Origin of the sequence: Achromobacter insuavis (assembly GCF_902859645.1) — a bacterium.
Taxonomy (GTDB): Bacteria; Pseudomonadota; Gammaproteobacteria; order Burkholderiales; family Burkholderiaceae_B; genus Achromobacter; species Achromobacter insuavis.
This window is the reverse complement of the sequence record NZ_CADIJR010000063.1, coordinates 15,841-31,250: the sequence shown is the minus strand read 5'-3', so window position 1 is coordinate 31,250 and position 15,410 is coordinate 15,841. Positions and strand designations below refer to the sequence as shown.

11 protein-coding genes are annotated in these 15,410 nt (G+C 68.9%); 2 read left to right on the top strand and 9 right to left on the bottom strand.

Translation table 11 applies throughout. The annotated features are described in order from the left end of the window. Positions 1-1,284 (bottom strand): DEAD/DEAH box helicase (locus H0523_RS24325; protein WP_180180171.1); only part of this gene is annotated, 1,284 nt, incomplete at its 3' end. 303 nt (positions 1,285-1,587) lie between these two features. Here H0523_RS24325 and H0523_RS24320 point away from each other — a divergent pair. Both H0523_RS24320 and H0523_RS24315 read left to right on the top strand, forming a co-directional pair. Beyond that, a complete protein-coding gene (locus H0523_RS24320; RefSeq protein WP_054433681.1) occupies positions 1,588-3,060 on the top strand; it encodes a YdgA family protein in 1,473 nt (490 codons plus the stop codon). 151 nt (positions 3,061-3,211) lie between these two features. Next, on the top strand, positions 3,212-4,651 hold the full coding sequence (locus H0523_RS24315) for a YdgA family protein (RefSeq protein WP_231689824.1): 1,440 nt from the start codon (positions 3,212-3,214) through the stop codon (positions 4,649-4,651). Between the two features lie 30 nt (positions 4,652-4,681). Here H0523_RS24315 and H0523_RS24310 read toward each other — a convergent pair whose 3' ends face one another. The 8 genes from H0523_RS24310 to H0523_RS24275 all read right to left on the bottom strand — a co-directional run bounded on the left by H0523_RS24310 (position 4,682) and on the right by H0523_RS24275 (position 15,294). Beyond that, positions 4,682-5,890, bottom strand: coding sequence for a metal-dependent hydrolase family protein (locus H0523_RS24310; protein ID WP_054433684.1), 1,209 nt, complete (start codon positions 5,888-5,890; stop codon positions 4,682-4,684). Positions 5,891-5,918: 28 nt separating this feature from the next. After that, positions 5,919-7,646: a dipeptide ABC transporter ATP-binding protein gene (locus tag H0523_RS24305; protein WP_054433686.1), complete on the bottom strand. Its 1,728-nt coding sequence runs from the start codon at positions 7,644-7,646 to the stop codon at positions 5,919-5,921. 7 nt (positions 7,647-7,653) lie between these two features. Next, entirely contained in the window at positions 7,654-8,580 is a 927-nt protein-coding gene (locus tag H0523_RS24300) for an ABC transporter permease (protein WP_054433689.1), read from the bottom strand. A gap of 12 nt (positions 8,581-8,592) precedes the next feature. After that, positions 8,593-9,564: an ABC transporter permease gene (locus tag H0523_RS24295; protein ID WP_054433691.1), complete on the bottom strand. Its 972-nt coding sequence runs from the start codon at positions 9,562-9,564 to the stop codon at positions 8,593-8,595. A gap of 154 nt (positions 9,565-9,718) precedes the next feature. Next, positions 9,719-11,326 carry an ABC transporter substrate-binding protein gene (locus tag H0523_RS24290; protein ID WP_054433692.1) on the bottom strand — a complete coding sequence of 536 codons (1,608 nt, stop codon included), beginning with the start codon at positions 11,324-11,326 and terminating at the stop codon, positions 9,719-9,721. 209 nt (positions 11,327-11,535) lie between these two features. Next, the gene (locus tag H0523_RS24285; protein ID WP_054433694.1) at positions 11,536-12,906 is read right to left on the bottom strand and encodes a GTPase/DUF3482 domain-containing protein; all 1,371 of its coding nucleotides are present in this window, start codon (positions 12,904-12,906) and stop codon (positions 11,536-11,538) included. Continuing rightward, complete coding sequence (locus H0523_RS24280; RefSeq protein ID WP_054433696.1) at positions 12,899-14,329, bottom strand: DUF2868 domain-containing protein; 1,431 nt, start codon at positions 14,327-14,329, stop codon at positions 12,899-12,901. Before H0523_RS24280 ends, H0523_RS24285 begins: the two co-directional genes overlap by 8 nt. Before the next feature lie 77 nt (positions 14,330-14,406). Continuing rightward, positions 14,407-15,294 carry a helix-turn-helix domain-containing protein gene (locus H0523_RS24275; RefSeq protein WP_054433698.1) on the bottom strand — a complete coding sequence of 296 codons (888 nt, stop codon included), beginning with the start codon at positions 15,292-15,294 and terminating at the stop codon, positions 14,407-14,409. Between the last annotated feature and the right edge of the window lie 116 nt (positions 15,295-15,410).

Here is a 15,410-nt window from a genome sequence, read left to right as displayed (position 1 = left end):
CGGCGCGGCGTTGGCCGGGCGCGAACGGGGCGCGCCGGCGTTGCCGCCGCGGCCGCCGTTACGGCCGCCACCGCCACGCGGCTGGCGCGAGTCTTCGTCGCGTTCCTGGCGTTCGAAGGCGGCGGCGCTGGTGGCGGGCGGGGTCCAGTCGGCCACCGGCTTGCGCTCGATGGTCTTCTTGATCAGGCGCTCGATGTCCTTGAGCAGCTTGATTTCGCTGTTGTCCACCAGCGAGACGGCGGCGCCGGTGGCGCCCGCGCGGCCGGTGCGGCCGATGCGGTGCACGTAGTCTTCCGGCACGTTGGGCAGTTCGAAGTTCACCACCTGGGGCAGCTGGTCGATGTCCAGGCCGCGGGCGGCGATGTCGGTGGCCACCAGCACCGTCACGGTGCCGTCCTTGAAGCCGGCCAGGGCGCGGGTGCGGGCCGACTGGCTCTTGTTGCCGTGGATCGCGGCGGCGGTCAGGCCGTCCTTGACCAGCTTCTCGGCCAGGCGGTTGGCGCCGTGCTTGGTGCGCGTGAACACCAGCACCTGGTGCCAGCCGCTTTCGCGGATGATGTGGCTGATGAGATCGCGCTTGTGGTGCTGTTCGACCAGGTGCACCGTCTGGGTGACCAGTTCGGTGGCGGTGTTGCGCGGGGTGACCGAGACTTCGCCCGGGTTGTTCAGCACGCCGCGCGCCAGCGAACGGATCTCATCCGAGAAGGTGGCCGAGAACAGCAGGTTCTGGCGCTGCTTGGGCAGCAGGGCCAGGATCTTGCGGATGTCGCGGATGAAGCCCATGTCCAGCATGCGGTCGGCTTCGTCCAGCACCAGGATCTCGACGCCGGACAGGTCGACCGTCTTCTGGCCGCAGTGGTCCAGCAGGCGGCCGGGGGTGGCCACCAGGATGTCCAGCGGCTTGCGCAGGGCGGAGATCTGGGGGTTGATGTTGACGCCGCCGAACATCACCATGGACGTCAGCGAGGTGTGCTTGCCGTAGGTCTGCACCGATTCGGCCACCTGCGCGGTCAGTTCGCGCGTCGGGGTCAGGATAAGGCAGCGCGGGCGGCCGGCCTTGCGGGCTTCCGGCTTGCTCTGCATCAGCAGATGCAGGATGGGCAGCGTGAAGCCGGCGGTCTTGCCGGTGCCGGTCTGGGCGGCGGCCAGCAGGTCGCCACCCTTGAGGACCTGCGGAATCGCCTGGGCCTGGATGGGGGTGGGCGCGGTGTAGCCGGTATCGGCAATGGCGCGCAACAGGGAATCGGCCAGCCCGAGGTCGGCGAAAGAGGAAGAGGTAGTCAAAACAACTCCAGCGGCAGCCCGTCGCTCAAGTTGAGAGACTCCAATCCAGGCGGACGAATAAGGAGAAAAGGGAAGCGCCCCTGAGGGCGAAGCTTGGCGGCGAAGTGCCTAGCGGACGCGTGCAGATTGGCAAAGCACGCCGGGCGATTGTAGCTGATGCGGCGGCGCCGCATGCGCAATCGTCCGCTATCGGCATGGTCGGTAACATTTTGCACTAAATGTGTACGAAATTAGCGTAATCCCTAGGCTGCGCTCCCTATAATCCGTGCGCTTACCTCCAACACACAAGAATTAAGGGTTGCTATGAAAAAGGCGGCAATAGCGGGTCTGGTCGTTGCACTGGGTGCGATTTGGACCGGCACGGCCTGGTACACCGGCCAGAAGGCCGAAGCGTTCGTGAAGCAGTCGATCGAAGACGGCAACGTCGAACTGCGCAAGATCGGCGAAAAGTGGGGCGTGACCCCCGTCATCGAACTGATGTCGTTCGAGCGCGGCGTGTTCTCGTCGACCGAGCGCTACCGCGTCAAGTTCACGCTGCCCGCCAAGGACGGCAAGCCGGCCGAGGAACGCGAGCTGCAGTTCGTCGAGCACCTGTCGCACGGCCCGTTCCCGTTCTCGAACCTGGCCTCGGGCAAGCTGGCCCCCGCCATGGTCGCGAGCCGCTTCCAGATCGAGGAAACCCCGGCCGTCAAGGGCTGGTTCGCCGCCACCAAGGGCGCCACGCCGCTGACGGGCGCCTATAGCGTCAGCTACGGCAAGCAGGTCACCGGCACGTTCAACCTGGCCCCGGCCGAAGCCTCGACCGACAAGACCAAGCTGACCTTCGCCGGCATGGCCGCCGACGTCGACTTCGACACCAACAGCAAGCACGGCATCCTGGCGCTCAAGAGCGACGGCGTGACGCTGGCCGGTCCGGCCGGCGAGAGCGATATCGTGGGCATGGCGGTCAAGGGCATCACGCTCAACAGCGACCTGACGCCGGGCAAGAACGACATGGCCATGGGCAGCCAGAAGCTGGTCTTCAAGGAATGGACCATCACGTCCAAGACCAAGCCGCCGGTCCTGCTCAAGGACACCAGCATCGCCGTGGACCTGTCCGAGGCCGACACCGGCGTCAACGCCAAGATGGTGCTGGACTTCGGCATGATCAATGTCCAGGAAAAGGACATGGCGGGCCTGCAGCTGGCCATCGGCATGAAGAACATGGATCCCAAGGCCCTCAAGGCCCTGAACGACGTCTATGAAGCGTCGTCGCGCCGCATGATGCAAGGCGGCGGCGAACAGGCCTCGCCCGAGTTCACGCCGGAAGAGCAGCAGATCCTGAAGACCAACGTCGAACTGCTGCTGGCTGGCAACCCCAGCCTGTCGGTGTCGCCGCTGCAGGTGCGCACCGCCAACGGCACGTCGACCTTCAACCTGGACGTGGACCTGGCCAAGCCGGCTTCGACCGACAAGCCGGCCAGCGACCTGGCCATGGAAGCCATCCGCAAGCTCAACGCCAAGCTGGTGCTGTCCAAGGCCAACGTGGCCGACCTGATGGCGATCGAGCCGCAGATGCGTGGTGTGCCGGCCGACCGCGCCGCCCAGACCGCCAAGGGCCAGGCCGAAATGGTCGGCACCATGGCGGTGGCGATGGGCGTGGCCAAGGCGGAAAACGACAACATCGTTTCCTACCTGAACTACGCCGACGGCCAAGTGGACTTCAACGGCAAGAAGATGCCCCTGCAGCAGTTCGTGATGATGGTCATGAGCGGCGCGATGGGCGGCATGCGCTGAGGCGCGGGCCAGACCCCGGCGCCGGCGTGATGCCGGCGCCCTACACGGGCTGCGGCGCCTTCGGGCGCGGCAGCCCGTTTTTCATGCGCGGCGTATGCTGGCGGCTGCGGTCCATGCGGGACCGACGCAAATGGGAAGCGGGACGGACATCATGCGGAAATGGGTAGCGGTGGGTTGCGCCGTGCTGGCGCTGGGCGCGATCTGGACGGGCACGGCCTGGTACACCGGCAAGCAGCTCGAGAACGGCATGGCGCAGTTGGCCGAGAGCGCCGACGCGCAGGCGCGGCTGATCGGCGCGAAGCTGGGCGAGACGCTGTCGGTCGAGCAGCTGTCGTACGAGCGCGGCGTGTTCACGTCGCAGGCGCGCTATCGGCTGAAGGCGCAGCCCTTGGCCAAGGATGGTCCCGGGGCGGCGGGACGCGACTACGAGATGGTGGTGCGCCTGGATCACGGACCGTTCCCGCTGTACCGCCTGTCGCGGGGCCATCTGTTCCCGGCCATGGCCGCCGCCCGCGCGGAGCTGGCGCCTACGCCGTCACTGGAAACCTGGTTCGCCGCCGCGCAGGGCGGCGTGCCCGTGACGGCCGAGGCCGTGGCGGGTTATGGCCGCGATATCGCGGTCTCCCTGGCGCTGGCGCCGGTCGAGCGCGCGCGCGACGCGTCCCGCTTCAGTTTCTCGGGCCTGACGCTGCGGGCCGATGTCGCCGCCGGCGGCAAGCGCGCCACCGTGACGGTCCGCTCGGACCGCGCCGACCTGTTCGAGCCGTTCACCAAGGACGGCGCGAGCCACACGCGCCGGCTGGCCATGCGCGACCTGGCGATCACGTACGATGCGACCCGCGCCGCCGACGAGACCGGCGCCGCCACGACGCGCGCGACCCTCAAGCAATGGACCGTCGAGATCGACGGCGAGCCGGTCACGCTGCGCGACGTCGCCGTGAATCTCGACGCCAGCGGCGCCGACAGCGCCATGCAGGGCAAGCTGGCCGTGCAGGTGGCGGGCATCGACACGCGCGCCGGACAGGTGGCCAACCTGCGCCTGGCAGCGCAGGCGCACAACCTGGACCTGGTGTCGTTCCGCGCGTTCCGCGACACCATGGAGGCCACGAAAGACGGCGGCGGCAGCCTGAGCGACAAGATGGTGGGCGCGGGCCACGTGATGAAATTCCTGCTGGCCGAGCCCGGCTTCTCGCTGGCGCCGCTGCAGGTCGATACCGCCAACGGCAGCGCCACGCTGCAATTGGCGGTGGGCCTGGCCGCGCCGACGCTGTGGAATCATTCGCCGGCCGCGGTGGTCAAGGAGACCGTGCGCAAGTTCGACGCGCGGCTGTCGGTGCCGGTCGCCAGCGTGGCCGACCTGATCGCCGTGCGCCTGCAGGCCGACGGCATGCCCGAGGCCGCCGCCCGCGAGGCCGCGCGCCGGCAGGCCGATGGCGTGCGCGACCGCATCGTGGGCAGCCAGTGGGGGCGCCTGGAAGACGGCAAGCTGCTGGCGAGCCTGAACTACGCGGGCGGCCAGGTGGACTTCAACGGCGAACGCATGCCGCTGGAAACCTTCCTGGCCTGGCTCATGTCGCACGGCGTGAAGTAAGGCCCGCCTGCGTCCCGCGGGCCCCGCGCGTCAGGCCGGCAAGGCGCCCGCCACCACGTCGCCGCCGCGCAGCACGGCCACATGGAAGCGGCGGTCGGCGGCCTGCATGATGTCCTCGGTCGGATCGCCGCGCACCAGCAGCAGGTCGGCCACGGCGCCCTGCTCCACCACGCCATGGCCGTCCATGCCCATCAGGTCGTGGCCGCGCGAGGTGGCCGCGACCAGGGCATCGACCGGCGTCATGCCGAACTCCACCATGTAGGCCAGCTCCATCGCGTTGTCGCCGTGCAGGTTGAACGGCGTGCCGGCATCCGTGCCCAGCGCGATGCGTCCGCCCGCCTTGTAGTACATCTGGATCGACTCGCGATGGCGCTGCTCGACCGCGCGCGCCTTTTCCACGGCATAGGCGGGAATGCCGTTGTCGGCGTTGGCGACGATGTTGCGCACCGCCGCGATGGTCGGCACCAGGTAGGTCTCGGCCGCCAGCATTTCGCTCAGGCACTGCTCGTCCATGAAGATGCCGTGCTCGATCGAGTCGATGCCGGCGCGCACCGCGTTCAGGATGCCCTGCGTGCCCTGCGCGTGGCTGGCCGTGCTCTTGCGAAAGCGCTTGGCCTCGTGCACGCCCGCCTTCATCTCGTCGAAGCTGTAGTGCGCGTCCATGGGGCTCACGCCCGGCGTCATGACGCCGCCGGTGGCCATGATCTTGACCAGGTCGCAGCCGGCGTGGACCTGCTCGCGCACGGCCTTGACCACTTCCTCACAGCCGTCGGCGACGCGGCCGATGCGGTTGCCGTGGCCGCCCGTCATGCAGATGATGCGGCCCGAGGCCTTGATGGTGGGGCCCGGGAACACGCCGCGCGCGATGGCGTCGCGCACGCCGAATTCCAGGTAGTCCTTGCCGCCGCAGTCGCGCAGCGCCGTGAAGCCGCCGCGCAGCGCGGCCTGCGCGTTCTCGAGCGCGGTCAGGGTGATCTGTGCCGGGCCCTGCTTCGACATCTGCGTCTGCGGGTCGGCGCCGCCGGTATAGACCAGGTGCACGTGGCAGTCCGCCATGCCGGGCATCAGCGTCATGCCGCCAGTATCGACGCGGCGTCCGGCGAAGCCGGCGAATTCGCCGGCCGGCGCCACGCGCGTCACACGTTTGCCTTCGACCAGCACGCCGTGATTCGGCAGCACCTGGCCGCGGCCGTCGAACACCTTGCCGCCGATGAACAGGGTCTGTGGCGTCGCACTCATGTCTCGCTCCTTGTGGTCTCGCTGGGATTCAGCCGGCCACGTCCAGTCCCTCGCGGGACATCGACTGCAAGCGGGGCATCAGCCCCAGCAGGTGCTGGCTATAGGGATGCTGCGGGTGTTCGAACAGCGCCTCGGTCTCGGCCACTTCCAGCAGCTCGCCATAGCGCATCACGCCGACGCGGTCGCACATCTGGCGGATGACGGGCAGGTCGTGGCTGATGAACAGCATGGTCAGGCCCAACTGTTCCTGCAGGTCCTTGAGCAGGTTCAGGATCTGCGCCTGGATCGAGACGTCCAGCGCCGAGGTCGGCTCGTCGCAGATCAGGAAGCGCGGCCGCGTGGCCAGCGCCCGCGCGATGCAGATGCGCTGGCGCTGGCCGCCGGAGAATTCGTGCGGAAAACGCTCGGCGGCGCGGTCGCCCAGCCCGACCACGTCGAGCAGGTCGGCCACCACGCGGCGCGTCTCGGCCTCGTTGGCCGCCAGCTTGTGGAAGCGGATCGGCTCGGCCACGATGTCCAGCACCCGCATGCGCGGATTGAGCGACGAGAACGGATCCTGGAAGATCATCTGGATCTGGCGCCGGAACGGGTTGAGCTGCTTTTCTCCCTTGAGCGCGGTCAGGTCGGTGCCGCCGAACGTGACCGAGCCGCCGCTGGGCGTATACAGGCCCGAGATCAGCCGCGCCACGGTGGACTTGCCCGAACCGGATTCGCCCACCAGGCCGAACACCTCGCCTTCGCCGATCGAGAAGTTGACGCGCTTGACGGCATCCAGCGTGCGCTGGTTGCGCTTGAGCAGCGCGCTCTTGAGCACGAAGCGCATGCTCAGGTCGCGCACCTGCACCAGCGGACCGTCGCCGCGCGCGCCGAAGTCGCGCCGCTGGCCGAGCCAGTGGGTGGCCAGGTCGAGCGGCTTGGCCGGGGTCTTCACGTCCTCGATGTAGGTGACCAGCGGAAAGCGCTTGAGCTTGATGTCCGGGCGCGGCACGGCCGAGATCAGGCTGCGGGTGTAGGGATGGTCGGGGTCGCCCAGGATCTTGGCGGTGGGCCCCTGCTCGACCAGCTTGCCGTGGTACAGCACCGCCACCCGGTCGGTGACGTCGGCGATCACGCCCATGTCGTGGGTGATGATGATCATGCCGACCTGTTCCTGGCGGCAGAGCTTCTTCAGCAGCTCCAGGATCTGCGCCTGGATCGACACGTCGAGCGCGGTGGTGGGTTCGTCGGCGATGATGACTTCGGGCTCGCAGCACAGCGCCAGCGCGATCACCACGCGCTGCCGCATGCCGCCCGAGAACTGGTGCGGATACTGCTGCACGCGCAGCTCGGGCTGGTCGATGCCGACCTGCGCCAGCAACTGCACCGCGCGCGCCTTGGCCTGGTCGTGCGTCAGGTCCAGGTGCACCAGCATGGTCTCGACCAGCTGGCTTTCGACGGTCTGCAGCGGGTCGAGCGAGGTCAGCGGATCCTGGAAGATCATGCCGATGCGGCGGCCGCGCACCTTGCGCTGCTGCGCGGGCGTCAGCGTGTCGATGCGTTCGCCGTTGAGCAGCACCGCGCCGCCGGCCAGCCGGCCGGGCGCTTCCAGCAGGCCGATCACGGCGTTGCCGATGGTCGACTTGCCGGCGCCGGATTCGCCGACCACGCCCAGGATCTCGCTTTTCTCCAGCGACAGCGACACGCCGTCCACCGCCACCAGCGTGCCGCGGCGGCTGGGGAATTCGATGCGGATGTCTTCGATGTTCAGCAGGGCCATGGCATCCTCAGCGCAGCTTGGGGTTGAGCGCGTCGCGCAGCCAGTCGCCCAGCAGATTGACCGACAGCACCAGCGCGACCAGCGCGATGCCGGGGAAGATCGAGATCCACCACATGCCCGAGAACAGGTAGCTGTTGCCGATGCGGATCAGCGTGCCCAGCGACGGCGCGGTCGGCGGCACGCCCACGCCCAGGAACGACAGCGTGGCCTCGGTGATGATGGCAATCGCCAGGTGGATGGTGGCGATCACCAGCACCGGACCCATGACGTTGGGCAGGATGTGGCGGCGCAGGATGGTGATGGGGCCGATGCCGATCAGCCGCGCCGCCTGCACGTATTCCTTGTTGCGTTCCACCAGCGTCGAGCCGCGCACGGTGCGGGCGTACTGCACCCAGCCCGAGATGCCGATGGCGAAGATCAGCACGTACAGGGCCAGTTCGTCGTGCATGTCGCGCGGCAGCAGGCCGCGCGCCACGCCGTCGATCAGCAGCGCCACCAGGATGGCGGGGAACGACAGCTGCACGTCGGCGATGCGCATGATGAAGCTGTCGACGCGGCCGCCGGCGTAGCCGCTGATGAGGCCCAGCGTGACGCCCAGCACCATCGAGAACAGCACCGAGGCGAAGCCCACCAGCAGCGACACGCGCGAGCCGTAGAGGATCGCCGACAGGATGTCGCGGCCCTGGTCGTCGGTGCCCAGCAGGAAGTCGGCGCTGCCGCCCTCCTGCCAGGCGGGCGGGGTGTTGGCGTCCATGATGTTCAGGGAGGCCAGGTCGAACGGATTGTGCGGCGCCACCACCGGCGCGAACAGCGCGCCCAGCAGGATGGCCAGCGTGACGGCGGCGGCGACGATGGCGCCGGGCGAGCGCTTGAAGCTGTGCCAGAGGTCGCTGTCGGCGGCGCGCGCGAAGAAGGGAGCGATGCGGGCGTTCATGAGGCGGTTCCCTTATTTGCTCTGCACGCGCAGGCGCGGGTCGACGGCGAAATACAGCAGATCGACCACCAGGTTGATGACGACGAACATGAAGGCGATCAGCACCAGGTAGGCGGCCATCACCGGGATGTCCACCATGCTGATGGCCTGGATGAACAGCAGGCCCATGCCGGGCCACTGGAACACCGTCTCGGTGATGATGGCGAAGGCGATGATGGAACCGAGCTGCAGGCCGGTGATGGTGATGACCGGCACCATGGTGTTCTTGAGCGCGTGGCGGAAATTGATCAGGCGCTCCGGCAGGCCGCGGGCGCGCGCGAACTTGATGAAGTCGGCGCGCAGCACCTCCAGCATTTCGGCGCGCACCAGCCGCATGATCAGGGTCATCTGGAACAGCGCCAGCGTGATCGCCGGCATGATCAGCGCCAGCAGGCCGGACTTGGTCAAAAAGCCCGTGGTCCACCAGCCCAGCCCGACCACGTCGCCGCGCCCGAAGCTGGGCAGCCATCGCAGCTGCACGCCGAAGAACAGGATCAGCAGGATGCCGATGAGGAAGGTCGGCAGCGAGATGCCGGCCAGCGAAATCGCCATGAAAGTCTTGGACAGTACGCCGTGGCGCTTGAGCGCGGTGTAGATGCCCATGGGGATGCCGAGCGCCAGCGCCATCACGGCGGACACGAACGACAGCTCCAGCGTGGCCGGCAGGCGTTCTTCCAGCAGTTCGCTGACCGGCCGGCGGTGGCGGTAGGAAATGCCGAAGTCGCCGCGCGCCGCGTTGGCGACGAAATGCGCGTACTGCACCACGAAGGGATCGTTCAGGCCCAGCTGTTCACGCAGCTGATCGCGCTGTTCGGGCGTGGTGTCCTGGCCCACCATGCTGGCGATCGGATCGCCGACATAGCGGAACATGGAGAACGCGATCAGCGCCACCGTCAACATCACCAGCACCGACTGGATCAGCCGCTGCGCAATAAAGGAAAGCATGGTCGGATGCCCTCTGGGTCGGATAACGCCGGGCCGCGTTGCCGGAGGCGGCAAGCGGGGCTGGGCCGGGCGCGCCCGGACGGCTGGCGCCGTCGCGGGGGTCGCATCAACACGGCGCCGCGCACGCCCTGCGGCGTGGCGCGGCGCCTGGGGACTACGGCAGGACCACGTCGCGCAGGTCGAGCACGTCGTCGGCGCGCTGGATGACCTTGATGTTGTCCTTCACGCCCCACGACATCGGCTGCTGGTGCAGCGGCAGGTAGCCGAAGTCGCTGCGCACGATGCCGAAGGCTTCCTTGATCATTGCGTTGCGCTTGGCCTGGTCGGTCTCGACGCCGATCTTGGCGGTGAGGTCATCGACCTTCTTGTTGCAGTAGCCGCCCAGGTTGAACTGGCCCGCCGCCGTCTTGGCGTCGCGGCACGCGGCCAGGTTCAGCAGCGTGTTGTGGGCGTCGGTCGAGCTGGGCGTCCATCCCAGCATGTACATGCTGGTCTGGTTGCCGGCCTGCAGCAGGATCTTGCCGAAATACTTGGACTTGGTCTGCGCCAGCAGGTTGATCTTGATGCCGACGCGCGCCAGCATGCCAGCCACTGCCTGGCAGACCTTCTCGTCATTGACGTAGCGGTCGTTGGGGCAGTCCATGGTCACGGAAAAGCCCTTCGGGTAGCCGGCCTCGGCCAACAGCTTCTTGGCGCGTTCCGGGTCCGGCTTGTAGGGCGCGCCGAACGATTCGTCGTAGCCGTTGATGGCGGTGGCGATCAGCGAGCCCAGCGGCTTGGCCGCGTTGCGCATGATCTTCTCATTGATGGCCTTGGTGTCCACGGCCAGCACCACCGCTTCGCGCACCTTCGGGTCCTTGAAGGGGTTCTTGCCCTTCACGTCCGAGAACAGCAGTTCGTCGCGGTCCTGGTCCATGCCGATGAAGATGGCGCGGGCCTCGGGCGCGGTCAGCGGCTTGACGCCCTTGGCGTCTTCCAGGCGCTTCCAGTCCTGCACCGGCACCGGCTGCACCAGATCCATCTCGCCGGAGATCAGCGCGGCCACGCGCGTGGCTTCCTGCGTGATCGGCTGGAAGATGACTTCATCGACGTTGGTCTTGATGTCCTTGTTCCAGTAGCCGTCGTAGCGCTTGAGCACGGTCTTCACGTCGGGCTGGCGCGACACCAGCATGAACGGGCCGGTGCCGTTGGCGTTGAGGTTGGCGTAGTTGCCCTGGTTGTCGCCCTTGACGTTGGTGGCTTCGGTGGTCTTGTTCTTCTCCGACCACGTCTTGCTCATGATGTAGAGGAACACCCATTCGCGCGGCAGGATCGGGTTGGGCGTGGGGGTGGTGACCTCGATGGTGTAGTCGTCGACCTTCTTGATGTCGGAGGCCTTGGCGCCGTAGCCCTTCATGTCGGAGCCCGGCGTCAGGCTGCGCTTCCACGAGAAGATCACGTCATCGGCGGTGAACGGCGAGCCGTCGTGGAACTTCACGCCCTTGCGCAGCTTGAAGACCCACTTGGTGGGCTCGGGGTTTTCCCAGCTCTCGGCCAGCAGCGGCGTCAGTTTCAGGTTGCCGTCGTAGCCGGCCAGCGTTTCGTAGATGTTGCCCTGGAAACCCAGCGTGAAGGTTTCGTTCAACGCCATCGGGTCCATCGATGTGGCGTCGCCTTGATAAGACCAGTGGAAGGTCTTGGCGGCCGCGCCGGCGCTGAATGCCAGCGAGGCCGTCAGCGCAGCTGCCAGCGCCGCTTGCTTTAGGTGGGGAAAAGTACGCATAGCCCTCATGCTCCGTAATGCGCGGATAGCGCGACAGAAGTGATAGGGCCCGGGCCCACGGGGAGCCGGGGCATGGCGTTGCTGCTACGAGGAAAGGCGGTTCACGGTAGATCCAACCCCTTGTGATTGTCATGGCGGGATGGACCGCACCGATGCAAAACGAATCTTATAGAGCGATTCGTTTAAGCGTCAATCGGTTTGGATTGGGGTTAGTACTTGCTTGCTTTCGCCAATTCGCGCACCACCTGCTTGCGCCGTTCGCTGTCTTCGTGGCCAGGCGCCAGCGCCGACCATTCGGGGCGGCTGCGGGCTTCCTTGAGCGCCTCGGGCAAGGGGCCGCTGCGCAGCGCATCGTCATCGGGACGGTCCAGCCGCAGCGGCGCGCGGGCCGCATGGCCGCGGCGTTCGAGCGCGTCGATCAATTGCCGCTGGCGCAGCGCCAGCAGTCGCAGCACGGCGTCGTCGACGCTGATCTCGCGCCAGCCGCGCAGCTTGCCGGCGACGCGCTTGCCGAGCTTTTCCACGCCCTGCCACAGGCCGCCGGCGGCGGCGCCGATCAGCATGCCGGTGCCCAGGCTCAGGCCGGCGCTGAGCAGGTCCACCGCCGCGCCGGCCATGGCCCCCGCGGCCGCGCCCATGCCGACCTGCACGCCCATGTCCTTGAGCGCCTGCGGATGGAACAGGTCCATGCCCCAGCGTTCGCCCTGCAGGGGCAGCGCGTCGTCGTCGAAATCAGATGAGCGGAAGTTGTAGAGCGCCAGCAAGGCGCTGACGCAGGCCTGTTCGCGCTGCCGCACCTGCTGGCGCAGCTGCTGCGCGGTCGCGGCCAGCGCCGCTTCGTCGCTGGCGCTGGTCAAACGCAGCGCGGCGACGTCGACCAGCAGATCGGCCAGCAGCTCGCACGCCGCCTCGTGGCGTTCGCGCCGCTGGCGCGCCAGGCTGTCGACCAGTTGCGCCAGGGTGCCGGCGTGACGGTCCAGCAGCACGCCGAGCTTGGCGTAGAGCTGCTGTTCGCCATCGAGCGGCGGCGCGACGGTGTCGAACTCGACCGCCGCGTGCAGCCCAAGGCGCGCCAGCGCGTCGCGCCATTCGCCGGCGCGGTGCGCGGGCGCGTTGACGAAGTTCAGCACCGGCAGCAAGGGGCGGCCGCAGGCAGCCAGGATGGCCAGTTCGTCGCGATGCTTGCCCAGCACCGGATCGCGCGCGTCGACCACGTACAGCGCGGCGTCGCAGTCCAGCATCTTCCTGAGCACGCGCGCTTCCTGCTCGTAGCGGCCGTGCGCTTCCGGGGTGTCGAGGAAACGCTGGATGCGCGCCGGTCCATCGAGCCGTTCGCCGGGCTGGGTGAGGCGTTCCAGGTACTCGAGCAGGGCGATGCTGTCTTCCATGCCCGGCGTGTCGAACCATTCCAGCACCGGACGGCCGTCCAGCCGCAGGCGCGCGCCCTCGACGTGACGGGTGGTGCCTGGCTGGTCGGCCACTTCCCCGAAGGTGGTGTCACGCGTCAGCGTGCGCAGCAGGGAGGTCTTGCCGGTGTTGGTGTGGCCGACCACGGCGATGCTGATGAGCGGCTCACGCATCGCCATGCTCCAGCCAGGCCAGCGGCGCGCCGCCGGGGCCGATGATGGCGCCGGCCTCCAGGCCCAGGGCCGCCAGGCGCTCGCGCCAGACGGGTTCGCGGCTGTCGGCGGCGGCGGGCGCGCGCAGCCAGACGCGGGTCTGGCCGGCATGCGCGGCCAGTTCGGCGATCAGCGCCAGCGTGCCGCGGTCGGGCGTCTGGCGCGCGTCGCAGGCGATCAGGAGGCGCGAGGCGGCGGCTTGCGACAGCGCGTCCAGCAGCCGATTGCGTTGCTCGCGGGTATCGAGGTTGCCGGCCATGCGGATGGCGTCGGGCAGGCCGGCGGGCGGCCAGTCCAGGTCTGTCGGCAGCTCCAGCCCCAGCAGCACGGGTTGGCCGCCCATGGCCGCCGGGATCGCCGATTCGACGCGGGGCTGGTGCAGCGGGTCGACCGGGCGGTCGATGCCGGTGGATTGGGCCGGCGGCTCCAGCCGGTCGCGCAGCGCCGCGTAGCCGGCCAGCGCGGGATCGATGCGCAGGCCGCGCAAGGCGCGCCGGGCGACGGCGACGCATGCCAGCCACGCCACCAGGCGGGGCAGGATGCCGTAGGTCACCAGCACGCCGATCAGCCACCACGACCACTGCACCTGCGCGTCGGCCCCCAGCGCCTGGACGCCGTCGCTGGCGCGCACCATGGCGGCGTCGGGCAGCGGAAAGCCCAGGTGCGCGGGCAGCCAGCCCACGACCTGCGTCAACCAGACAAAGGTGTCGGGCGCGAGCAGCGTGGTGGCCCAGATGAAGCGGTAGCTGGCGGTGGTCAGCAGCGCCAGCAAGGTCGCCAGCGCCGCGCCCAGGCCGGCCAGCCACAGGCCGTGGCTGACCGCGCCGAACAGCCCGCGCAGCGCGCCGGCGCGGGCCAGCAGGTTGAGCAGGGCCTGCGGCACCAGCGCGCTGTCCGGGCCGCGCGCCAGCTTGCGGGTGGCCCACAGCCAGAGGCGCCCCAGCGGGGTCATCGCGGCCGGCGTCAGCAGGAAACTGGCCAGCCACAGCAGGAAGGTGAGCGCGTGCAGGCCGAGCAAGGCGCCCAGCGCCCACAGCACATTGACGGGACGGGCGCCGTCGCCCAGCGCGCTGGCGGCCACGCCCGCGCCGGACAGCAGCGCCAGCAGCAGCAACACGGCCAGCACGGCCCAGGCGCTGCGGCGCCAGCCGTCCACCAGCGGCGCCAGGTTTTCACGTTGCGCCAGGTGCTGCGCGCGGGCCAGGATGCGGTCTGGCAGCGCGACGTCCAGCTGGCGCACCTGCCGCACCACGGCGGCGTCTTCCAGCGGGCCCCAATGCGCTTCGCGCAGCCGGATCAGCTCGGCCAGCCAATGCGCGCGCAGCGGCAAGGGGCGGGAGGCGTCGGGGACAGCGGAAACGTCGCGGGTAATCGGCGATGGCATCGCGGGCGGGGCAGGCGATCAAGGCCGCGAAGGGCGGTGCGCCATTGTAGACCGGGCGCGCCGGCTGGGCCGGCGCTTCAGTGGCCGCGGCGGGCGGCGCGGTATTGGCCCGGCGTCACGCCGACCGCGTCGCGGAACACGCGCGACAGGTGGCTGGCGTTGCCGAACCCGGCGGCCTGCGCGATGCCCGCCAGGTCGCCCTTGCCGGCCGCCAGCAGGCCGCGCGCATGCGCCAGGCGGCGGGCGCGCACCCAGGCGTGCGGCGGTTCGCCGAACGAGGCGTGGAACATGCGCGCGAAATGGTAGGTGGACAGCGCGGCTACGCCGGCCAGCTGGTCCAGCGTCAAGGGCTCGGCCAGATGCGCGTCGACGTAGTCCATGACGCGCCGGCGCACCGCGGGCGCGAGGCCGCCGCGGGCCGGTGGCGCGGCCTTGCGCGCCACGCCCTGCAGCAGCAGGTGATGCAGCACCGTCTCGGCCGCGCTGCTGGCGGCCAGGCGGTCGGCGGGCGCATTCCAGTCGGTGTCGAGCAGGGCCCGGCAGACGTCGGTCAGCGAGTCGTCGTGGATGTAGGTGCGGTCGCGCAGTTCGAGCGAGCGCGGTTCGCAGTCGAGCCGCATCACGGCCTCGCGCGCCAGCCGCTCCGGCGCGATGTAGAGATGCAGGAAGTGCACCGTGTCGTTCATGCACCAGCGCGAATAGTGCTCGGCCGGCAGCACGCAGAATTTGCCGGCGCCGCCGTGCAGCGGATTGCCGACGCGGAACGATTTCTCGCCGCCATGCAGGTACAGCGACAGCGTGTGATGCCCGGGCATGTCGTAGCCGAGCGTCTCGTGGGCGCTGCGACCCCATTGCGAAATGGCGATGCCCTCGCCCAGCGAGGCCGCGCGCGCCAGCGTCGCGGTGGACGCGGACAGCGTGCGGAAAACGGAGAAGTCGGACGGAGCCGATGCGGTGGTGCCCATGGAACCGAAATGCTACTGCGATCCTTGCGCGCGTGGATCGCGCGAACCAAGAAAAACCGCAAGAACCGGCAATTTTCGCGGCTCGCGCGGGTGCAGACTGCGCGACAGGGCAGCGC

Excerpts from the sequence above, each read along its gene's own strand:
- H0523_RS24320 (WP_054433681.1), top strand. The coding sequence starts at position 1,588 with ATGAAAAAGGCGGCAATAGCGGGTCTGGTCGTTGCACTGGGTGCGATT.
- H0523_RS24315 (WP_231689824.1), top strand. The coding sequence starts at position 3,212 with ATGCGGAAATGGGTAGCGGTGGGTTGCGCCGTGCTGGCGCTGGGCGCG.
- H0523_RS24310 (WP_054433684.1), bottom strand. The coding sequence starts at position 5,890 with ATGAGTGCGACGCCACAGACCCTGTTCATCGGCGGCAAGGTGTTCGAC.
- H0523_RS24305 (WP_054433686.1), bottom strand. The coding sequence starts at position 7,646 with ATGGCCCTGCTGAACATCGAAGACATCCGCATCGAATTCCCCAGCCGC.
- H0523_RS24300 (WP_054433689.1), bottom strand. The coding sequence starts at position 8,580 with ATGAACGCCCGCATCGCTCCCTTCTTCGCGCGCGCCGCCGACAGCGAC.
- H0523_RS24295 (WP_054433691.1), bottom strand. The coding sequence starts at position 9,564 with ATGCTTTCCTTTATTGCGCAGCGGCTGATCCAGTCGGTGCTGGTGATG.
- H0523_RS24290 (WP_054433692.1), bottom strand. The coding sequence starts at position 11,326 with ATGCGTACTTTTCCCCACCTAAAGCAAGCGGCGCTGGCAGCTGCGCTG.
- H0523_RS24285 (WP_054433694.1), bottom strand. The coding sequence starts at position 12,906 with ATGCGTGAGCCGCTCATCAGCATCGCCGTGGTCGGCCACACCAACACC.
- H0523_RS24280 (WP_054433696.1), bottom strand. The coding sequence starts at position 14,329 with ATGCCATCGCCGATTACCCGCGACGTTTCCGCTGTCCCCGACGCCTCC.
- H0523_RS24275 (WP_054433698.1), bottom strand. The coding sequence starts at position 15,294 with ATGGGCACCACCGCATCGGCTCCGTCCGACTTCTCCGTTTTCCGCACG.